Source organism: Delftia sp. PX-1, from assembly GCF_055797465.1.
Genome location: NZ_CP184763.1, coordinates 2,168,979 through 2,185,981, shown reverse-complemented (window position 1 = coordinate 2,185,981; position 17,003 = coordinate 2,168,979). Strand labels below are relative to the sequence as shown.

The following is a 17,003-nucleotide window of genomic DNA, read 5'->3' as shown; positions in this document are numbered from 1 at the left end:
GACGGATTTCTGCGTTGAACGAGCTTTCCCCCCCGGATTCCCCCGCCCCGCCCCCAAGCACCGAGCCCGGCCGCTGGCAGCGCCTGGGCCTGCGCACGCAACTGGCCCTGGTCTTCGGCTCGCTGCTGGTGGGCGTGACGGTGCTGATGTCACTGGCCTTCGGCGAACTGCTGCGCTGGCGCATGGAGCGCGAGGTCAGCGCCTCGCTGCATGCTATGGCCTCCAACGCGGCGCGGCAGTTGTCTGAAGGGCTGTTCAGCCGTGCCCATACCGTGGAGGTGCTGGCCGCTTCGCCGGAGCTGTGGGTGCAAGGGCTGGATTCCCCGGGCGTGGGAGCGCTGCTCAACCGCGCCCGTTCGCTGACGCCGTCCAACCTCTGGATAGGCGTGGCCGACGCCGAGGGCACGGTGCGCAGCGCCACCGACCAGTTGCTGGTGGGCCACGATGTCAGCGACCGGCCCTGGTTCGAGCCGGGGCTGCAGCGCGTGCATGTGGGCGACGTGCGTGCCTCCTCGCCGCGCATGGCCGCGCTGCTTGCGCCCCCGGCCGACGGCGCGCCGCGCCGGTTCATGGACTTTGCAGCGCCCATCCGCGTGGGCGGACTCACGCAGGGCGTGCTGTGCATGCACAGCAGCTGGGAATGGGTGCGAGAGACCATGCAGACCTTGCAGCAGGCCGACAGCGGGGATCGCCAGATCGGCCTCTTCATCTTTGACCGCCACGGCAAGATCATCCACGCCCCGGGCGACAGCCTGGAGCCGCTGCAGGCGCTGGACCAGCGCCTGCCGGTGGCCCATACCGTGTCTGCCGATACGTCCGATGCCACGCTGCTGCCCGTGCAGGTGGCGCGCTGGCAGGACAGCCCGCAGAGCTTTCTGACGGCCACCGTGCCGCTGCAGGCCCACAACCGGGTGACGGCCATGGGCTGGCACATCGTGGCCCGCCAGCCGCACGACAGCGCCTATGCACCCGCGCGCCAGGCCATGCACCAGGTGCTGGCCGGCGGCCTGGCGGCGGCGCTGGTGGCCGCCGTCATCGCCTGGCTGGTGGCACGAAGGCTCAGCCAGGACCTCAAGCGCCTGGCCCGTGCGGCCAACGGCATCGATGGCAGCGGCGCGGCGCCGGACATTCCGCAGCTGCACAGCAGCCGCGAAGTGCACCGCCTCTCGCAGGCGCTGCGCGGCAGCATTGCCCAGCTGCGCTCGGCCAACGAGGCCATGGAGCGCCAGGTGCGCGAGCGCACCCTGCAGCTGCAGCAGGCCAATGCCGAGCTGGAGCACCAGGCGCGCAGCGATCCGCTCACGGGCCTGCTCAACCGCCGGGGCTTCGATTTCCAGCTGGACTTCGCCATGGCGCTGGCGCGCCGCAGCGGCCGCCCCTTGAGCGTGCTCGTCATCGACGTGGACCACTTCAAGCGCATCAACGACCAGCATGGCCATGACATGGGCGACGCCGTGCTGCGCACCCTGGCGCGCGCCTTCCGCATGCGGCTGCGCGAGTCCGACGTGCTGGCCCGCATGGGGGGCGAGGAATTCCTGGCCCTGCTGCCCGACACCACGGCCGACGCGGCCGTGGCCATTGCAGAGCAACTGCGCGAACTGCTGGCCTCCACGCCCATGGCCCACGGCGAGCCCGTCACCGCCAGCGTGGGCGTGGCCACACTGCGCGGCACCACGGACACGGCCGCCGCCATGCTGCGCCGTGGCGACGAAGCACTGTACGAGGCCAAGGGCGCAGGCCGCAACAACGTGCAGCTTCAGCGCTGAGACGGCCCCGCGCCGCTTTCTGCCCCCTCGGCTTGCCGCCTGCCGCAAAACACCTGTGCGGGAAAAAACATCACACTAATACTCAAATTGAGCATATTATTCGCAGCCATCACCAGACCTTTTCCACAGTCCCGGACGGCCACCATGCAGCTCAAATCCGTGCAGTACGACAAGCCCCATTTCTCCCACTCCGGCCAGTGCGGCATCGGCGAGGCCTGGGCCCGCATTCCCCCTGAACTGGACCGCGCCCAGCGCCTTCGGACCACCGAGCGCATACGCGCCCTGCTGCACGAGCGCGATGCCGTGCTCGTGGCCCACTACTACGTGGATGGCGAACTGCAGGATCTGGCGCGCGAGACCGGCGGCTGCGTGGGCGATTCGCTGGAGATGGCGCGCTTCGGCGCCCAGCACCAGGCCAGCACCCTGGTCGTGGCCGGCGTGCGCTTCATGGGAGAGACCGCCAAGATCCTCAGCCCGGAAAAGCGCGTGCTCATGCCAGACGACGACGCGAGCTGCTCGCTGGACCTGGGCTGCCCGGCAGACGAGTTCAGCGCCTTTTGCGACGCCCACCCGGACCGCACGGTCGTGGTCTACGCCAATACCAGCGCGGCGGTGAAGGCGCGCGCCGACTGGGTGGTCACATCGTCGGTGGGACAGGACATCGTGGCCCACCTGCACGCCTGCGGCGAGAAAATCCTCTGGGCGCCCGACCGCCACCTGGGCGCCCACATCCAGCGCCAGACCGGCGCCGACATGCTGCTGTGGCATGGCTCCTGCCTGGTCCATGACGAGTTCAAGGCCGACGAACTGGCCGCCATGGCGCTGGAGCACCCGCAGGCCGCCATCCTCGTGCACCCCGAGTCGCCGGCCGCCGTGGCCGCCCAGGCGGACGTGGTGGGCTCCACCACCCAGCTCATCAACGCGGCTGGCCGGCTGCCCACCGACACCTTCATCGTCGCCACCGACCAGGGCATCCTGCACGACATGCGCATGCGCCACCCGGGCAAGACCTTCCTGCCCGCGCCCACGGCCGGCCAGGGCGCCACCTGCAAGAGCTGCGCCATGTGCCCGTGGATGGCGATGAACAGCCTGCAGGGCGTGGAGCTGGCCCTGGAGCAGGGCCTGTGCGCCATCGAGGTGGACCCCGCCATCGCCCAGGCCGCGCGCCGGCCCATCGAACGCATGCTGGCTTTCGCGGCCGGCCACCGCCAGCCCGTGCGCGCCAGCGGCGACCTTGCGCGCGATGCGGCGCTCTTCCAGCACTTCGGTCCCGCCTGAGGACAGCGCCATGACACAGCCTTGCACAGACGTACTCATCATCGGCGCCGGCCTGGCCGGCATGGCCGCCGCCCTGTCGCTGCCGCCGCATCTGCGCGTGGCCCTGCTCAGCAAGGGCGCGGCCGAGGAATGCGCCAGCGCCTGGGCCCAGGGCGGCATTGCCGCCGTGCTGGATGCACAGGACAGCATCGACGACCACGTGGCAGACACCCTGGTCGCGGGCGCAGGCCAGTGCGATGCACAGGCCGTGCGCGCCATCCTTGAGCAGGCGCCCGACGCCATCGATTGGCTGGTGGCCCACGGCGTGCCTTTCACGCGTGACGACAGCGGTGGCTTGCACCTCACGCGCGAGGGCGGCCACGGCCGCCGCCGCATCGTGCATGCCGCAGACTGCACCGGCCAGGCCGTGCACGCCGCCCTGCTGCGCGCCTGCCGGGAGCGCGCGAACATCGATTTGCATGAGCACACCAGCGCGCTGGACCTGCTGACCGAAGGACAGCCTGCGCACTGCACAGGTGCGCTGGTGCGCCTGCCCGATGGCCGCCTGCAGCGCTGGCATGCCGCGCATACCGTGCTGGCCACGGGCGGGCTGGGGCAGGTCTATCCCGCCACCACCAACCCGGCCACCGCCACGGGCGACGGCGTGGCCATGGCCTGGCGCGCGGGCTGCCGCGTGGGCGACCTGGAGTTCATGCAGTTCCATCCCACGGCCCTGCAGGTGGGCGGCCGTGCGGCCGGCCTGGTCTCCGAGGCATTGCGCGGAGAAGGCGCCCTGCTGCGCCTGCCGGACGGCACGCGCTTCATGCCTGCCCATGACGAGCGGGCCGAACTGGCGCCGCGCGACATCGTGGCCCGGGCCATCCGGCACGAGATGGACCGCCATGGCCTGGCCTTCGTGCACCTGGACATCAGCCACAGGCCCCGCGCCTGGCTGCAGTCGCATTTCCCCGGTGTGATGGCCCTGTGCGCCAGCCATGGCATCGACATTGCGACGCAGCCGATTGCCGTGGCCCCCTGCGCCCACTACGCCTGCGGCGGCGTGCTGGCCGATATCGACGGGCGCACGGATGTCGATGGCCTGCGCGCCATCGGCGAGGTGGCGCGCACCGGACTGCACGGCGCCAACCGGCTGGCCAGCAATTCGCTGCTCGAATGCGTGGTGATGGGCCGCGCGGCCGCCCGGGCCATCGCGCAGCAGCCAGCAGCCGCCCCGGCGCTGGCCCGGCCGACCGAAACCCTGCAGGCCGGCGCACAGGAGCAGGACACGGCCGCCATCGCACAGGAGTTGCGCCAGCTCATGCAGGACTGCGTGGGCATACAGCGCAGCGACCAGGGCTTGGCGCAGGCCGTGCAGCGCATTGCGGCATGGCGGGAAAGGCTGGCACCTGCCGCAGGCCATGCGCTGCGCAACCAGCTCGATGTCTGCTGGCTCATGGCCACGGCTGCCGCCGCACGGCGCGAGAGCTGCGGCGCGCATTCGCGCATCGACGCCACACCGGCGCTGGTGGAATGAAGAATGACCCCCACGCTCCCCAAGGGGGCCGCTTTTCATCTTGGGGCGGCCCGGCGATGAAAAAGGCCCGCAGCTTTCGCTGCGGGCCTTGTCTTCCGGGCCAAAGCCGTCAGGCCTTGGGAAGCGTCACGCCCACCTGGCCCTGGTACTTGCCGCCACGGTCGCGGTAGCTGACCTCGCAGACATCGTCGGGATCGCTCTCGAAGAACAGCACCTGGGCGCAGCCTTCACCGGCGTAGATGCGGGCGGGCAGCGGCGTGGTGTTGGAGAACTCCAGCGTCACATAGCCTTCCCATTCGGGCTCGAAGGGCGTGACGTTGACGATGATGCCGCAGCGCGCGTAGGTGCTCTTGCCCAGGCAGATGGTCAGCACGTTGCGCGGGATGCGGAAGTACTCGACCGTGCGCGCCAGCGCGAAGCTGTTGGGCGGGATGATGCAGCTGTCACCCTCGAAGTCGACGAAGCTTTTCTCATCGAAGTTCTTGGGGTCCACCACGGTGCTGTGGATGTTGGTGAACACCTTGAATTCGGGTGCGCAGCGGATGTCGTAGCCATAGCTGCTGGTGCCGTAGCTGATGATCTTGCGGCCATCGACGTTGCGAACCTGGGCCGGCTCGAAAGGCTCGATCATGCCGTGATCCTCGGCCATGCGACGGATCCACTTGTCGCTCTTGATGCTCATGGCAATTCCTCGTTCCCTAGCTGCACTTGTCAAGCGCCAGCACCCGGCCGGGCACTGGCGCAAAGGCGCTATTTTGCTTGAGAAACGACGGTGCGCTCGATCAGGCGGTCATCACCCAGGATGATCATGGCGAACAGCAGCTCGTCCAGGCTCTCGGCCTGGCGGGTCTTGCGCTCGAGCAGCGGCGTGCAGGCCGGGTTGATGACCACGAAGTCGGCCTCGCAGCCCGGCTGCAGGTTGCCCACCTGCCCCGCCAGGCCCAGGGCGCGCGCCGCGCCCGCCGTGTGCTGCCACCACAGGTTGCCGGGCGACAGGCTCAGGCCCTGCTTGGTCTGGCCCTCGCGGCCCGCCACATAGGCGGCCTGCATGGTGCGGAAGGGGCTGAAGCTCATGCCGCCGCCCACGTCGCTGGCCAGGCCGTAGAGGAACTGCGCGGCATCGGCCCGCGCAAAGTCGAAGAAGCCGCTGCCCAGGAACAGGTTGCTGGTGGGGCTGACGGCGGCGGCGGTGCTGCGTTCACGCATCAGTGCGCGGTCTTCATCGTCCAGGTGGATGCAGTGCGCGTAGACGGCGCGCTCGCGCATCAGGCCGAAGTCGTCGTAGACCGACAGGTAGCTGCGGGCCTTCGGAAAGAGCTCGGCCACCCAGCGCACTTCGTCCAGGTTCTCGGCCACGTGCGACTGGATCCAGACATCGGCGTAGCGTGCGGCCAGCTCGCCCGCGCCGCGCAGCTGCTCATGCGTGCTGGTGGGCGCAAAGCGCGGCGTGATCGCGTAGCCCAGGCGGTCCACGCCATGCCAGCGCTGGATCAGGGTTTCGGTGTCGATCAGGCTTTGCTCGGTCTGGTCGCGCACGCCGTCGGGGCTGTGGCGGTCCTGCAGGACCTTGCCCGTGATCATGCGCATGCCGCGCGCCTGCGACGCGCCCATGAGCGCATCGACCGAACCCGGGTGCGAGGTGGCAAAGGCCAGCGCCGTGGTCACGCCGTTGCGCTGCAGCTCGTCCAGGAAGAACTCGGCCACGCTGTCGGCATGGGCGCGTTCGCAAAAGGCAGACTCGTGCGGAAAGGTGTATTTCTCCAGCCAGGGCAGCAGGCCGGCGGCGGGCGCGCCGATCACATCGGTCTGCGGATAGTGGATGTGCAGGTCGATGAAGCCTGGCGCCAGGATGCGGCCCGGCAGATGGGTGACTTCGGCGCCCGGCTGTCCGGTGAACTGCGCCTGCAGCGCCTGCCAGCTGCCGGCGGCGACGACGCGCTGCTGCCCCCTGTCATCCGGGGCGACGGCCAGCAGGCCGTCTTCGTCGTAGAGCGCCTGGCCATCGTCGGCAAAACGCAGCAATGAGGAACGGTAGATTTGCATGCCGCCAAGCTTAGCGGGCGGACAGGCAGATGCCATATCCGCAGCGCTATAGGCGCCATCGGCAGGCGCCATCCTAGGGTTTACGCCAGGACCGGACGCCCCGCAGGCCGCATCACTTGGGCAGGGTGGCCTGCACGCCTTCCACCAGCCAGTTCATCTGCAGGATCTGTGCATCGTCCAGCTGCTTGCCGGCAGGAATGCGCACCTGGCCCTGGTTGTCGCGCACCGGCTGGTCGCCGGCCTTGAAGGGCTGCAGGCGGCCCTGGGCCATGTCCTTTTGGCGCTGCAGCACTTCCTCGCGCACGGCGGTCGGCAGCTTGGGGCCGAAGCCCTCCACGCGGATCATGCCCTCGCGCACGCCGCCCCAGGTGTCCTGGCTCTTCCAGCTGCCGTCCAGCACCGCTTTGGCGCGCGCCGTGTAGTAGTCGCCCCACTGGTGGGTGACGGCCAGCAACTGGGCGTCGGGCCCGTCCTTGCGCATGTCGGAGTGGTAGGCAATCGCCATGCGGCCGCGCTCCTGGGCGGCCTGCATCACGGCGGTGGATGCGACCTGGAAGGACACCACGTCCACGCCGCCGTTGAACAGCGCCATGGCCGCATCGCGCTCGCGCGGCGGGTCGAACCAGGTATCCAGCCAGACCACCTTGACCGTGGCCTTGGGATTGACCGAGCGCATGCCCAGCGTGAAGGCGTTGATGCCCTGCAGCACCTCGGGAATCGGAAAGCCGACCACGAAGCCGGCAACGCCCGTCTTGCTGGCACGGCCTGCGGCAATGCCCGACAGATAGCGGCCCTCGTAGTAGCGCGCATTCGAGGTGGCCACGTTGTCGGCGCGCTTGAAGCCCGTGACCGACTCGAACTTCACCTGCGGGAAGTCGCGCGCCACGCGCATCACGGACTCGGTGTAGCCGAAGCTGGTGGTGAAGATCAGCTGATTGCCGCTGGCGGCCAGGTCGCGCAGCACGCGCTCGGCGTCGGGGCCCTCGGGCACGCTGTCCACGGCGCGGGTCTGCACGCGCGGGCCCAGGGCCGCCTGCAATGCGCGCCGGCCCTCGTCGTGCTGGCGCGTCCAGCCGGCGTCGAGCACGGGCGTCAGATAGACGAAGGCGGCCTTGAGGGGCGTGGAACCTGCGGGGGATGAAGGGGCGGGATGGCCTTGGGACAAGGCCGTGGATACAAGACTTGCGGCCGCGACTGCGGCTGCGAGGTTTTTGTACATGGTGTTCCTCTACATGGCCCGGAAATGAAAACGCACCTGCCGTGGGCAGCGGCCGGTGCGGGGCGCGATTATAGGCAGCGGCCCCGGGGGCTGCCTGGGCCTGCGCTTATGGCCGCCATAAGGGGCGGCAGATACCGTCCACTAAGATCGTCGGCAAATTCCAACCCCCAGCAACCACCAAGGAGTACAAGACCATGCCGATGTTCGTCGATACCTCGCCCCCGGGCCAGTGCATCTTCTGCCGCCTCGTGGCGGGCGAGATCCCGTCCGCCAAGGTGTTCGAGGACGAGCAGACCATCGCCTTCATGGACATCGGCCAGGTCAATCCCGGCCATGTGCTGGTGGCCAGCAAGCGCCATGCCGTGACCCTGCTGGACCTCACGCCCGACGAGGCCGGCGCCGTGATGCGCACGGCCCAGCGCGTGGCGCAGGCCGTGCAGTCAGCGTTCGACCCCGAAGGCATCAGCCTGTTCCAGGCCAACGGCGCAGCGGGCGGGCAGACCGTCTTCCACTTCCACCTGCATGTGCTGCCGCGCCACGAGGGCGACGGCGTGGGCCTGGGCTGGCCGCGCAAGGAGCCCGGCATGCAGGCGCTGCAAGAGCATGCCGAGCGCCTCAGGAAGGCGCTGGCCTGAGCGGACTCAGGCCAGGGCTGCGTACTTGGCGAACACGGCCTCCAGCTGGCGCATCCAGTGGGCGCGCTGCTGGGGCGTGACGAAGCTGGCGTCAAAGCTGTTGACCGCCAGCTGCCAGGCCTGCTGCGAGTTCATGCCCGTGGCGGCGAACAGCTGCAGGTAGTTCTCGTTCACGTAGCCGCCGAAGTAGGCCGGATCATCGGAATTGACCGTGACCTTGAGACCCGCCTCCAGCAGCTGCGGCAGGTTGTGCTGCGCCAGGTCGGGCACCACGCACAGCTTGAGGTTGGACAGCGGGCACACGGTCAGCGGCACGCCGTCGCGCACAAGGCGCTGCATCAGGGCCTCGTCTCGCGCGGCCTGCACGCCGTGGTCTATGCGCTCGGAATGCAGCACGTCCAGCGCGCCCCAGATATAGGCGGGAGGCCCCTCCTCGCCCGCATGCGCGACCAGGTGCAGGCCCAGCTCGCGGCAGCGCGCGAACACGCGGGCGAACTTCTCGGGCGGGTTGCCGACCTCGCTGCTGTCCAGCCCCACGCCGATGAAGCGGTCGCGCAGCGGCAGCGCGGCCTCCAGCGTGGCGAAGGCGTCCTCCTCGCTGAGGTGGCGCAGAAAGCTCAGGATCAGCGCCGACGAGATGCCCTGCTCTATCTCCGCATCGCGGCAGGCGCGGTACAGGCCGTTGATCACGGTCTCCATGCCCACGCCGCGCTGGGTGTGGGTCTGGGGGTCGAAGAAGATCTCGGCATGGACCACGTTGTCTTGCGCGGCGCGCGCCAGGTAGGCGCGGCCCATGTCGTAGAAATCCTGCTCGTACAGCAGCACGCTGGCGCCGGCGTAGTAGATGTCCAGAAAGCTTTGCAGATCGGTGAAGGCATAGGCGCGGCGCAGGTCTTCCACGCTGGCATAGGGCAGCTTCACGCCGTTGCGCTGGGCCAGCGCGAAGATCAGCTCGGGCTCCAGCGAGCCTTCGATGTGCATGTGCAGCTCGGCCTTGGGCATGGCCTTGAGCAACTGGGGCAGATGCGCGGCATCCACGGCGGGTACGGTGTGCATCAGCAGACTCCGAAGGTGATGCCGCTGGCCCGGAGGTAGCGGCGGTAGGCGGACGACATGCGGTCGGCCGCAGAGTGCATTTCGGCGCGCGGGTCCAGCGGCAGGCACTTGGGCTGCTGCGACTCCAGCACGGGCTGGTCCTGGCAGAAGATGGTGTGCTGGAATTCCTGCAGCTGTGCGTCGGGCGAGTCGAAGTCTGCCACGGCCAGCCGGAACCAGACGCGGCTGGTCTCGGGCGTGACGGGGCAGATGAACAGGGCGATGGACTCGCGCCATCCGGCCCGGGTGGTGCCGGATTCGGGCAGCTTGGTCAGCACGGCGGCATAGGGCGCCGTGACTTCGTAGGTGTACTCGACCTCGGCCGCGCTGGTGGAGTGCAGGTTGGACTGCGGCTGCACGGCCTTGCAGCCCGTGGCCAGCACGCCCGTGGCCGTGGTCTCCACGGCATAGGCTTCGATGGCCGTGGCGTCGCGGCTGCCCAGCCAGCCTTCGTGGACAAAGCCGAAGTGCGACATGTCCAGGAAGTTCTCGATGATGCGCGGCGCGCTGGCGGCCACGTCGTAGGGGCCGCAGTTGAGCTTGCGCAGGTGCGCGTCCGCCTCGGCTTCAAAGGCTGGCAGTGCCGCCAGGGCCGCCAGGGCCGGAACAGCCGAGAGCTCCTCGCCCGTGGCCAGCCGCACCCAGACCAGGCCGTAGGCTTCCTGTGCCTCGAAGGCCTTCACGCACTGCGAGGGCGGGGGCGTGAAGCTGGGCAGGGCCGGCACCTTGACGCACTGGCCGCTGTCGGCGAACTGCCAGCCGTGGTAGGGGCATTCAAGGTGGCCGTTCTCGACACGGCCCATGGACAGGCGTGCGCCACGGTGCGGGCAGCGGTCCACGAAGACGCGGACCTGGCCTTGCGGATCGCGCCACAGCACCAGGGGCTGGTCCAGCAGTTGCACGCCCAGCGGCGCATCGACAACTTCGTGGGCCTGGGCCACGGGATGCCAGAGGGAGTTTTCGATCATGGGGGAATCTCTTGCTGTCTGTCTGTGCCGCGGCGGCGGGCAGGCCGCGGCTGGGAGCGAGCATAAACCCGCTCGATGCGCAGCACAGGTACGGTACAGGTACACCTGTGCTGCGCATGAACGCCAAGGCCGCCCGAAGGCGGCCCTGGCGGCAACAGGCAACCCGGCCTGCGCCGGGTGGCATGGCGTCTGTCTTACTTGCTGTCCTGGCCCGGCACCTTGCCTTCCACGCCCTTGACGTAGAAGTTGATGCCCGTGAGGAACTTGTCTTCGGCCACGGCGTCGGCGGCCAGCAGTTCCTTGCCGTCCTGGCCTGTGATCGGCCCCTTCCAGATGTGGAAGGTGCCGTCCTTCAGACCCTTCTTGACCTCTTCGATCCTGGCCTTGGCCTCGGCGGGCACGTCGTCGGCCAGCGAGACGATGTCGATCGCGCCTTCCTTCACGCCCCACCAGGTCTGCTGGCTGCTCCACTTGCCGTCCAGCATCTCGCGCACGGTCTTGGTGTAGTAGGGAGTCCAGTTGATGATGGCCGAGCCCAGGTGGGCCTTGGGGCCGTAGGCCGTCATGTCGGAGTCCCAGCCGAAGGCGCGCTTGCCCTTTTCCTCGGCCGTCTTGAGCACGGCGGCGGAGTCGGTGTTCTGGAACAGGATGTCGGCGCCGCCGTTGATCAGCGAAGTCGCAGCCTCGGTTTCCTTCGGGGGGGCGAACCACTCGTTGACCCAGACCACCTTGGTCTTGATCTTGGGGTTCATGGACTGCGCGCCCAGCGTGAAGCTGTTGATGTTGCGCAGCACTTCGGGAATCGGCACGGAGCCGACCACGCCCAGCACGTTGGACTTGGTCATGGAGCCCGCGATGATGCCGGCCAGATAAGCGCCTTCGTAGGTGCGGCTGTCGTAGGTGCTGACGTTGGCGGCGGTCTTGTAGCCGGTGGCGTGCTCGAACTTCACATCGGGGAAGTCGGGAGCGATCTTCTGGATGGGCTCCATGTAGCCGAAGGTGGTGCCGAAGACCAGCTTGTTGCCGTTGGCGGCCATGTCGCGCAGCACGCGCTCGGCGTCGGCGCCCTCGGGCACGCTCTCCACATAGGAGGTCTTGATCTTGTCGCCGAATTCCTTCTCCAGCGCCAGGCGGCCCTGGTCGTGGGCAAAGGTGTAGCCGCCGTCACCGACGGGGCCCACGTAGGCGAAGGCGATCTTCAAAGGCTCGGTTGCAGCGGCAGCAGGGGCCTCGGCAACGGGAGCGGGCGCAGGCGCGGCCTCCTCCTTCTTGCCACAGCCGGCCAGCGCGGCGGCGGCCACGGCCGACAGCGCTGCCACCTTGATCAGGGAGCGTTTGTGAAGATCAGTCATCGAAGTTTCCTCAAGTGGTCCTGCGGCAGGCAGGAAGAAGGCGGTGTCCGCAGGGGCGCAGACCCGCCGCGATGGGTCCCGAGAATAAAGCAAGAATGGCGCCAGCCGGCTGCACCAGAGCCACCAGGCATGCGGGAAAACCACATTTTGGGGGCTTTGCACAATCGTGGTGCATAGGGCGGACCCGTCTGGCGGATCACGGCAGAAAAAAGGGCCCCGAAGGGCCCTTGGTGCATGGACTGCCGCCGGATCACTTGGCGCCCGGCACCTTGCCTTCGACGCCGTTGACGAAGAAGTTGATGCTGGTCATGAAGCCCAGATCGCCGACCTGTCCTGCCGTCAGCACTTCCTTGCCGGTGTTGTCCTTGATGGGGCCGGTCCAGACGGCGAAGCTGCCGTCCTTCAAGCCGTCGCGTGCCTTGGCGACCTTGTCCTTGATGTCCTGGGGCACGTCGTCGGCGATCTTCACGAGGTCGATGGCGCCTTCCTTCACGCCCCACCAGAACGAGCCGCCCTGCCACTTGCCGTCCAGCGTGTCCTGGGTGACCTTGCTGTAGTAAGGCGTCCAGTCGATCACGGCCGAGCCCAGGTGGGCCTTGGGCGCGAAGGCGCTCATGTCGCCGTCCTTGCCGAAAGCGCGCGCACCGCGTTCCTCGGCCGTCTTGAGCACGGCCGGGGAGTTGGTGTTCTGGTAGAGCACGTCCACGCCGCCGTTGATCAGCGAGGTGGCGGCCTCGGACTCCTTGGGCGGGGCGAACCACTCGTTCACCCAGACCACCTTGGCCTTGATCGAGGGATCGACGCTTTGCGCACCCAGCACGAAGCTGTTGATGTTGCGCACCACTTCAGGAATCGGCACCGAGGCCACGACGCCGATGGTCTTGGTCTTGGTCATGCCGCCGGCCACGATGCCGGCCAGGTAGGCGCCCTCGAAGGTCTTGGTGTCGTAGGTGGCCACGTTGTCGGCATTCTTGTAGCCGGTGGCGTGCTCGAACTTCACGTCCTTGAGGTCGGCCGCCACCTTCTGCACGAACTCCTGGTAGCCGAAGCTGGTCGCGAAGATCAGCTTGTTGCCCTGGCCGGCCATGTCGCGCATCACGCGCTCGGCATCGGCGCTCTCGGGCACGCTTTCGACGAAGGAGGTTTCCACCTTGTCGCCGAACTTCTCCTGGATGGCCTTGCGGCCCAGCTCATGCTGGAAGGTCCAGCCGCCGTCGCCGATGGGGCTGACGTACATGAAGCCGATCTTGAGCTTCTCGGCCGGCGCCTGCGCTGCGGGCGCGGCAGCGGGAGCCGGCGCTGCGGCCTCTTCCTTCTTGCCGCAGGCGGTCAGGGCCGCCACCGAGATGGCCGACAGGCCGATCATCTTCACAAGCGTGCTTTTGAGGCCAGGTTTCAGGGTGCGTTCGCGCAAAGCGGGCATGCGTTTGTCCTTTTGTGGTTCTGGAGGGAGAGAGAAACAATGAAAGCGTCAGGAGCCCGGGTAGAAGGGCTTGCCCAGCGAGGCCGGCATGTTGGCACGGATCCAGGCCGGATTGCGCGAGATCAGCACCAGCACGACGATGGTCGCCAGGTAGGGCAGCATGGACAGCAGCTGGCTGGCCACCTGCACGCCCGTGGCCTGCAGGTGGAACTGCAGCATGGTCACACCGCCGAACAGGTAGGCGCCCAGCAGCACGCGCGCAGGGCGCCAGGTGGCGAAGGTGGTCAGCGCCAGCGCGATCCAGCCCCGGCCCGACACCATGCCCTCCACCCACAGCGGTGTGTAGACGGTGGAGATGTAGGCACCGGCCAGACCGCACATGGCGCCGCCGAAGACCACGGCCGCCAGGCGGATGCGGCGCACCGGATAGCCCAGCGCATGGGCCGACTGGGGCGACTCGCCCACGGCGCGCAGCACCAGGCCGGCCCGGGTGCGGTAGAGGAACCAGACCAGGGCCGCCGCAATGGCCACCGCGCCATAGACCAGCGGATGCAGGCGAAACAGCGCCGTGCCCACCACGGGCAGGTCGGACAGCCAGGGCACGGCGAACTTGGGCAGCTCGGGCAGGCGCGCCTGCACATAGCCCAGGCCCAGGAAGGCCGAGAAGCCCGTGCCGAACAGCGACAGGGCCAGCCCCGTCGCGTACTGGTTGGTGTTCAGCCAGATCACCAGCACGCCGAAGATGGCGGCCAGCAGCGCGCCCGCACCCATGCCGGCCAGAAAGCCCACGGTGGTGCTGCCCGTGTGGACCACGGCGGCAAAGCCCGCGATGGCGGCGCACAGCATCATGCCCTCGGCACCCAGGTTGACGATGCCGGCCTTTTCATTGATCAGCAGGCCCAGCGCGGCCAGCGCCAGCACGGTGCCGGCGCTGAGCGTGGAGCCCAGCAGCAGTGCGTAGGATTCCATCAGCGGGCCTCCTTGACGGCAGGCGCCGCTGCGGGCGGGACCACGGGCGTGCGGGACACCCAGCGCACGCGGTAGGCCACCAGCGTGTCGCAGGCCAGCAGCGTGAACAGCAGCAGGCCCTGGAACACGCCGGTCAGCGCCTTGGGCAGGCCCAGGCGCGACTGGGCGAGTTCGCCCCCGATATAGAACATGCTCATGAGAATCGCGGAAAAGATCATGCCCACGGGATGCAGGCGGCCGACGAAGGCCACGATGATGGCGGCGAAGCCGTAGCCGGCCGGGACATAGGGCGTGAGCTGGCCCAGCGGGCCGGCCACTTCCAGCGCACCGGCCAGGCCGGCGGCGGCGCCCGAGATCAGCAGCGCCGTCCACAGCGCACGGCGCGAGGAAAAGCCCGCGTAGCGTGCGGCGGCCGGAGCCAGCCCACCGACCTGCAGCGCAAAGCCGGCGCGGGTGCGGAACAGGAAGATCCACAGCATGGTCGCCGCGGCCAGCGCCAGCAGCAGGCCGATATTGGTGCGCATGCCCTGCATCAGCTTGGGGATCTGCGTGACGCGCTCGAAGGTCTTGGTCTGCGGGAAGTTGTAGCCCATGGGGTCCTTCCACGGCCCGTAGACCAGAAAGCCCAGCACCAGGGTGGCCACGTAGACCAGCATCAGGCTGACCAGGATTTCATTGGCATTGAAGCGGTCGCGCAGCAGGGCCACGATGCCGGCCCAGACCATGCCGCCCAGCATGCCGGCCACCAGGATGGCGGGCACGATCCAGGGCCCCGTGGTCTTGTCCGCCAGCAGCGCCACGCCGCCTGCGGCCACGGCGCCGATCACGAACTGGCCTTCGGCACCGATGTTCCAGACATTGGAGCGAAAGCACACGGCCAGGCCCAGCGCGATCAGCAGCAGCGGCGTGGCCTTGACGGCCAGCTCGCCCAGCGCATAGGTGGACTTGACGGGGTCCCAGAAGAAGGCCTGCAGGCCGCGCACCGGGTCCTTGCCCAGCATCACGAACAGGCACACGCCGATCAGCACCGTGATGGCCAGCGCCAGCACGGGCGAACCGTAGGTCCACAGCTTCGAGGCCTGGGGGCGTTGCTCAAGCTTGAACATGGGCGCCTCCCTTGGTGGCACTCGGGGCGGCGTTCGGGGCGGCAGCACCGTCCCACAGGCCGCTCATCCACTCGCCGATCTGCTGCACGGTGGCATCGGCCCGCGCCACCGAGGGCGACAGCCGGCCCTTGGCCACCACATGCAGGCGGTCACATATCTCGAACAATTCGTCCAACTCCTCGCTGAGCACCAGCACGGCGCAGCCCTCGTCGCGCAATTGCAGGATGGCGCCGCGTATCTGCGCGGCCGCCCCCACGTCCACCCCCCAGGTGGGCTGGGAGATGATGAGCAGCGCGGGCCTGGCATCGATCTCGCGGCCCACGATGAATTTCTGCAGGTTGCCGCCCGACAGCGACTGCGCCGCCGCGTTGGGGCCGCCGGCCTTGACGTTGAAGCGCGCAATGATGGCGCGCGCCTGCTCCTGCAGCTGGCCCATGCGAATCCAGCCGCCTTTGCCCAGCGCGGTCTTGCGCGTGAGCAGCAGGTTGTGCGCCAGGCCCATGCTGGGCACGGCGCCGCGGCCAAGGCGTTCCTCCGGCACGAAGTGCAGGCCCAGCGCACGGCGCCGGCCGGGGCCCAGGCGCCCCGCCTCCCGGCCGGCAATCTGCACCATGTCGGGCGCCGCGCGCGTGTCCTCGCCGGACAGCGCATACAGCAATTCCTTCTGGCCATTGCCCGAGACACCGGCGATGCCCACGACTTCGCCCGCGCGCACATCGAGCTGTATGCCCTGCAGGTCCACGCCGAAGGGCTCCGAGCGCGGCAGCGCCAGGCCCTGCACGCGCAGCACGCTGGCGCCGACCTGGGATTCGCGGTGCGTGAGCTCGGGCGGCTCCGAGCCGATCATCAGCCGCGACAGCGAGGCATTGCTCTCCACGGCCGGATTGCACACGCCCGTCACCTGCCCGCCGCGCAGCACGGTACAGGCCGTGCACAGCGAACGGATCTCGTGCAGCTTGTGGCTGATGTAGAGGATGGAGCAGCCCTCGGACGCCAGGCGGCGCAGCACGACGAAGAGCTTTTCCACCGCCTGCGGCGTGAGTACCGAGGTGGGCTCGTCAAGAATGAGCACGCGCGGGTGTGTGAGCAGGGCGCGGATGATTTCCACGCGCTGCATCTCGCCCACGCTCAGCGTGTGCACGGGGCGGTGGGGATCGACCTCCAGCCCGTAGTCATGCGCCGTGGACTCGATGCGCTGTACCACCTCGGCCAGCGGCAGGCTCTTGTCCAGGCCCAGCCAGACGTTCTCGGCCACGGACAGCGTGTCGAACAGGCTGAAATGCTGGAACACCATGGCGATGCCCAGCTGGCGCGCCTCCTGCGGGTTGCGGATGTGGACCGGCTTGCCATCGACCTCGATGCGGCCCTCGTCGGGCTTGACGGCGCCGTAGATGATCTTCATCAGCGTGGACTTGCCGGCGCCGTTCTCGCCCAGGATGGCATGCACTTCGCCGGCGCCCACGGTCAGCGAGATGCCGTTGTTGGCCACCACCGCCGGATAGCGCTTGGTGATGCCTGTCAGCTGAAGCCGCGGCGGCGCTGCTGCTGGCAGGGGGACTGTATCGGGGGGATTCATGGCTGGGATTGTCTTTCAATTTCTGCAACAAACTGGAACACAAGTCCTTGAAACCGCCTC

General features: G+C 68.5%; 14 protein-coding genes. 4 read left to right on the top strand and 10 right to left on the bottom strand.

All coding sequences use genetic code 11. From position 1 onward, the window contains the following. The first annotated feature begins 14 nt into the window (after nucleotides 1-14). The 3 genes from ACN20X_RS10105 to nadB all read left to right on the top strand — a co-directional run bounded on the left by ACN20X_RS10105 (nucleotide 15) and on the right by nadB (nucleotide 4,557). Nucleotides 15-1,766, top strand: a complete 1,752-nt coding sequence (locus tag ACN20X_RS10105; protein WP_016449011.1) for a sensor domain-containing diguanylate cyclase — start codon at nucleotides 15-17, stop codon at nucleotides 1,764-1,766. A gap of 144 nt (nucleotides 1,767-1,910) precedes the next feature. Then, a complete protein-coding gene (gene nadA, locus ACN20X_RS10100; protein ID WP_016452610.1) occupies nucleotides 1,911-3,044 on the top strand; it encodes a quinolinate synthase NadA in 1,134 nt (377 codons plus the stop codon). 10 nt (nucleotides 3,045-3,054) lie between these two features. Then, nucleotides 3,055-4,557: an L-aspartate oxidase gene (gene nadB / locus ACN20X_RS10095; RefSeq protein ID WP_016452611.1), complete on the top strand. Its 1,503-nt coding sequence runs from the start codon at nucleotides 3,055-3,057 to the stop codon at nucleotides 4,555-4,557. Nucleotides 4,558-4,666: 109 nt separating this feature from the next. On the opposite strand, the gene dcd is transcribed toward nadB, so the two are convergent. The 3 genes from dcd to ACN20X_RS10080 form a co-directional block, all read right to left on the bottom strand. Further along, a complete protein-coding gene (gene dcd / locus ACN20X_RS10090; RefSeq protein ID WP_013803686.1) occupies nucleotides 4,667-5,239 on the bottom strand; it encodes a dCTP deaminase in 573 nt (190 codons plus the stop codon). A 68-nt stretch (nucleotides 5,240-5,307) separates the two neighbouring features. After that, nucleotides 5,308-6,600 carry a guanine deaminase gene (guaD, locus tag ACN20X_RS10085; protein ID WP_013803687.1) on the bottom strand — a complete coding sequence of 431 codons (1,293 nt, stop codon included), beginning with the start codon at nucleotides 6,598-6,600 and terminating at the stop codon, nucleotides 5,308-5,310. A gap of 112 nt (nucleotides 6,601-6,712) precedes the next feature. Then, on the bottom strand, nucleotides 6,713-7,819 hold the full coding sequence (locus tag ACN20X_RS10080; protein ID WP_016452612.1) for a BMP family ABC transporter substrate-binding protein: 1,107 nt from the start codon (nucleotides 7,817-7,819) through the stop codon (nucleotides 6,713-6,715). Nucleotides 7,820-8,013: 194 nt separating this feature from the next. Here ACN20X_RS10080 and ACN20X_RS10075 point away from each other — a divergent pair, with 194 nt between their 5' ends. Then, complete coding sequence (locus tag ACN20X_RS10075) at nucleotides 8,014-8,454, top strand: HIT family protein (RefSeq protein ID WP_016452613.1); 441 nt, start codon at nucleotides 8,014-8,016, stop codon at nucleotides 8,452-8,454. 6 nt (nucleotides 8,455-8,460) lie between these two features. Here ACN20X_RS10075 and ACN20X_RS10070 read toward each other — a convergent pair whose 3' ends face one another. The 7 genes from ACN20X_RS10070 to ACN20X_RS10040 form a co-directional block, all read right to left on the bottom strand. After that, entirely contained in the window at nucleotides 8,461-9,510 is a 1,050-nt protein-coding gene (locus ACN20X_RS10070; protein WP_016452614.1) for an adenosine deaminase, read from the bottom strand. Then, nucleotides 9,510-10,517: an aromatic ring-hydroxylating dioxygenase subunit alpha gene (locus tag ACN20X_RS10065; protein WP_016449761.1), complete on the bottom strand. Its 1,008-nt coding sequence runs from the start codon at nucleotides 10,515-10,517 to the stop codon at nucleotides 9,510-9,512. The genes ACN20X_RS10070 and ACN20X_RS10065 overlap by 1 nt, the downstream gene beginning before the upstream one ends. Nucleotides 10,518-10,711: 194 nt before the next feature. Next, on the bottom strand, nucleotides 10,712-11,869 hold the full coding sequence (locus tag ACN20X_RS10060) for a BMP family ABC transporter substrate-binding protein (RefSeq protein ID WP_016449762.1): 1,158 nt from the start codon (nucleotides 11,867-11,869) through the stop codon (nucleotides 10,712-10,714). 250 nt (nucleotides 11,870-12,119) lie between these two features. Next, nucleotides 12,120-13,292 carry a BMP family ABC transporter substrate-binding protein gene (locus tag ACN20X_RS10055; RefSeq protein WP_052155404.1) on the bottom strand — a complete coding sequence of 391 codons (1,173 nt, stop codon included), beginning with the start codon at nucleotides 13,290-13,292 and terminating at the stop codon, nucleotides 12,120-12,122. A gap of 48 nt (nucleotides 13,293-13,340) precedes the next feature. Then, nucleotides 13,341-14,261: an ABC transporter permease gene (locus ACN20X_RS10050; RefSeq protein ID WP_016452615.1), complete on the bottom strand. Its 921-nt coding sequence runs from the start codon at nucleotides 14,259-14,261 to the stop codon at nucleotides 13,341-13,343. Then, nucleotides 14,261-15,367: an ABC transporter permease gene (locus ACN20X_RS10045; RefSeq protein ID WP_473210556.1), complete on the bottom strand. Its 1,107-nt coding sequence runs from the start codon at nucleotides 15,365-15,367 to the stop codon at nucleotides 14,261-14,263. The genes ACN20X_RS10050 and ACN20X_RS10045 overlap by 1 nt, the downstream gene beginning before the upstream one ends. After that, nucleotides 15,354-16,943, bottom strand: a complete 1,590-nt coding sequence (locus ACN20X_RS10040) for an ABC transporter ATP-binding protein (RefSeq protein ID WP_133073323.1) — start codon at nucleotides 16,941-16,943, stop codon at nucleotides 15,354-15,356. Before ACN20X_RS10040 ends, ACN20X_RS10045 begins: the two co-directional genes overlap by 14 nt. Nucleotides 16,944-17,003: the final 60 nt, after the last annotated feature.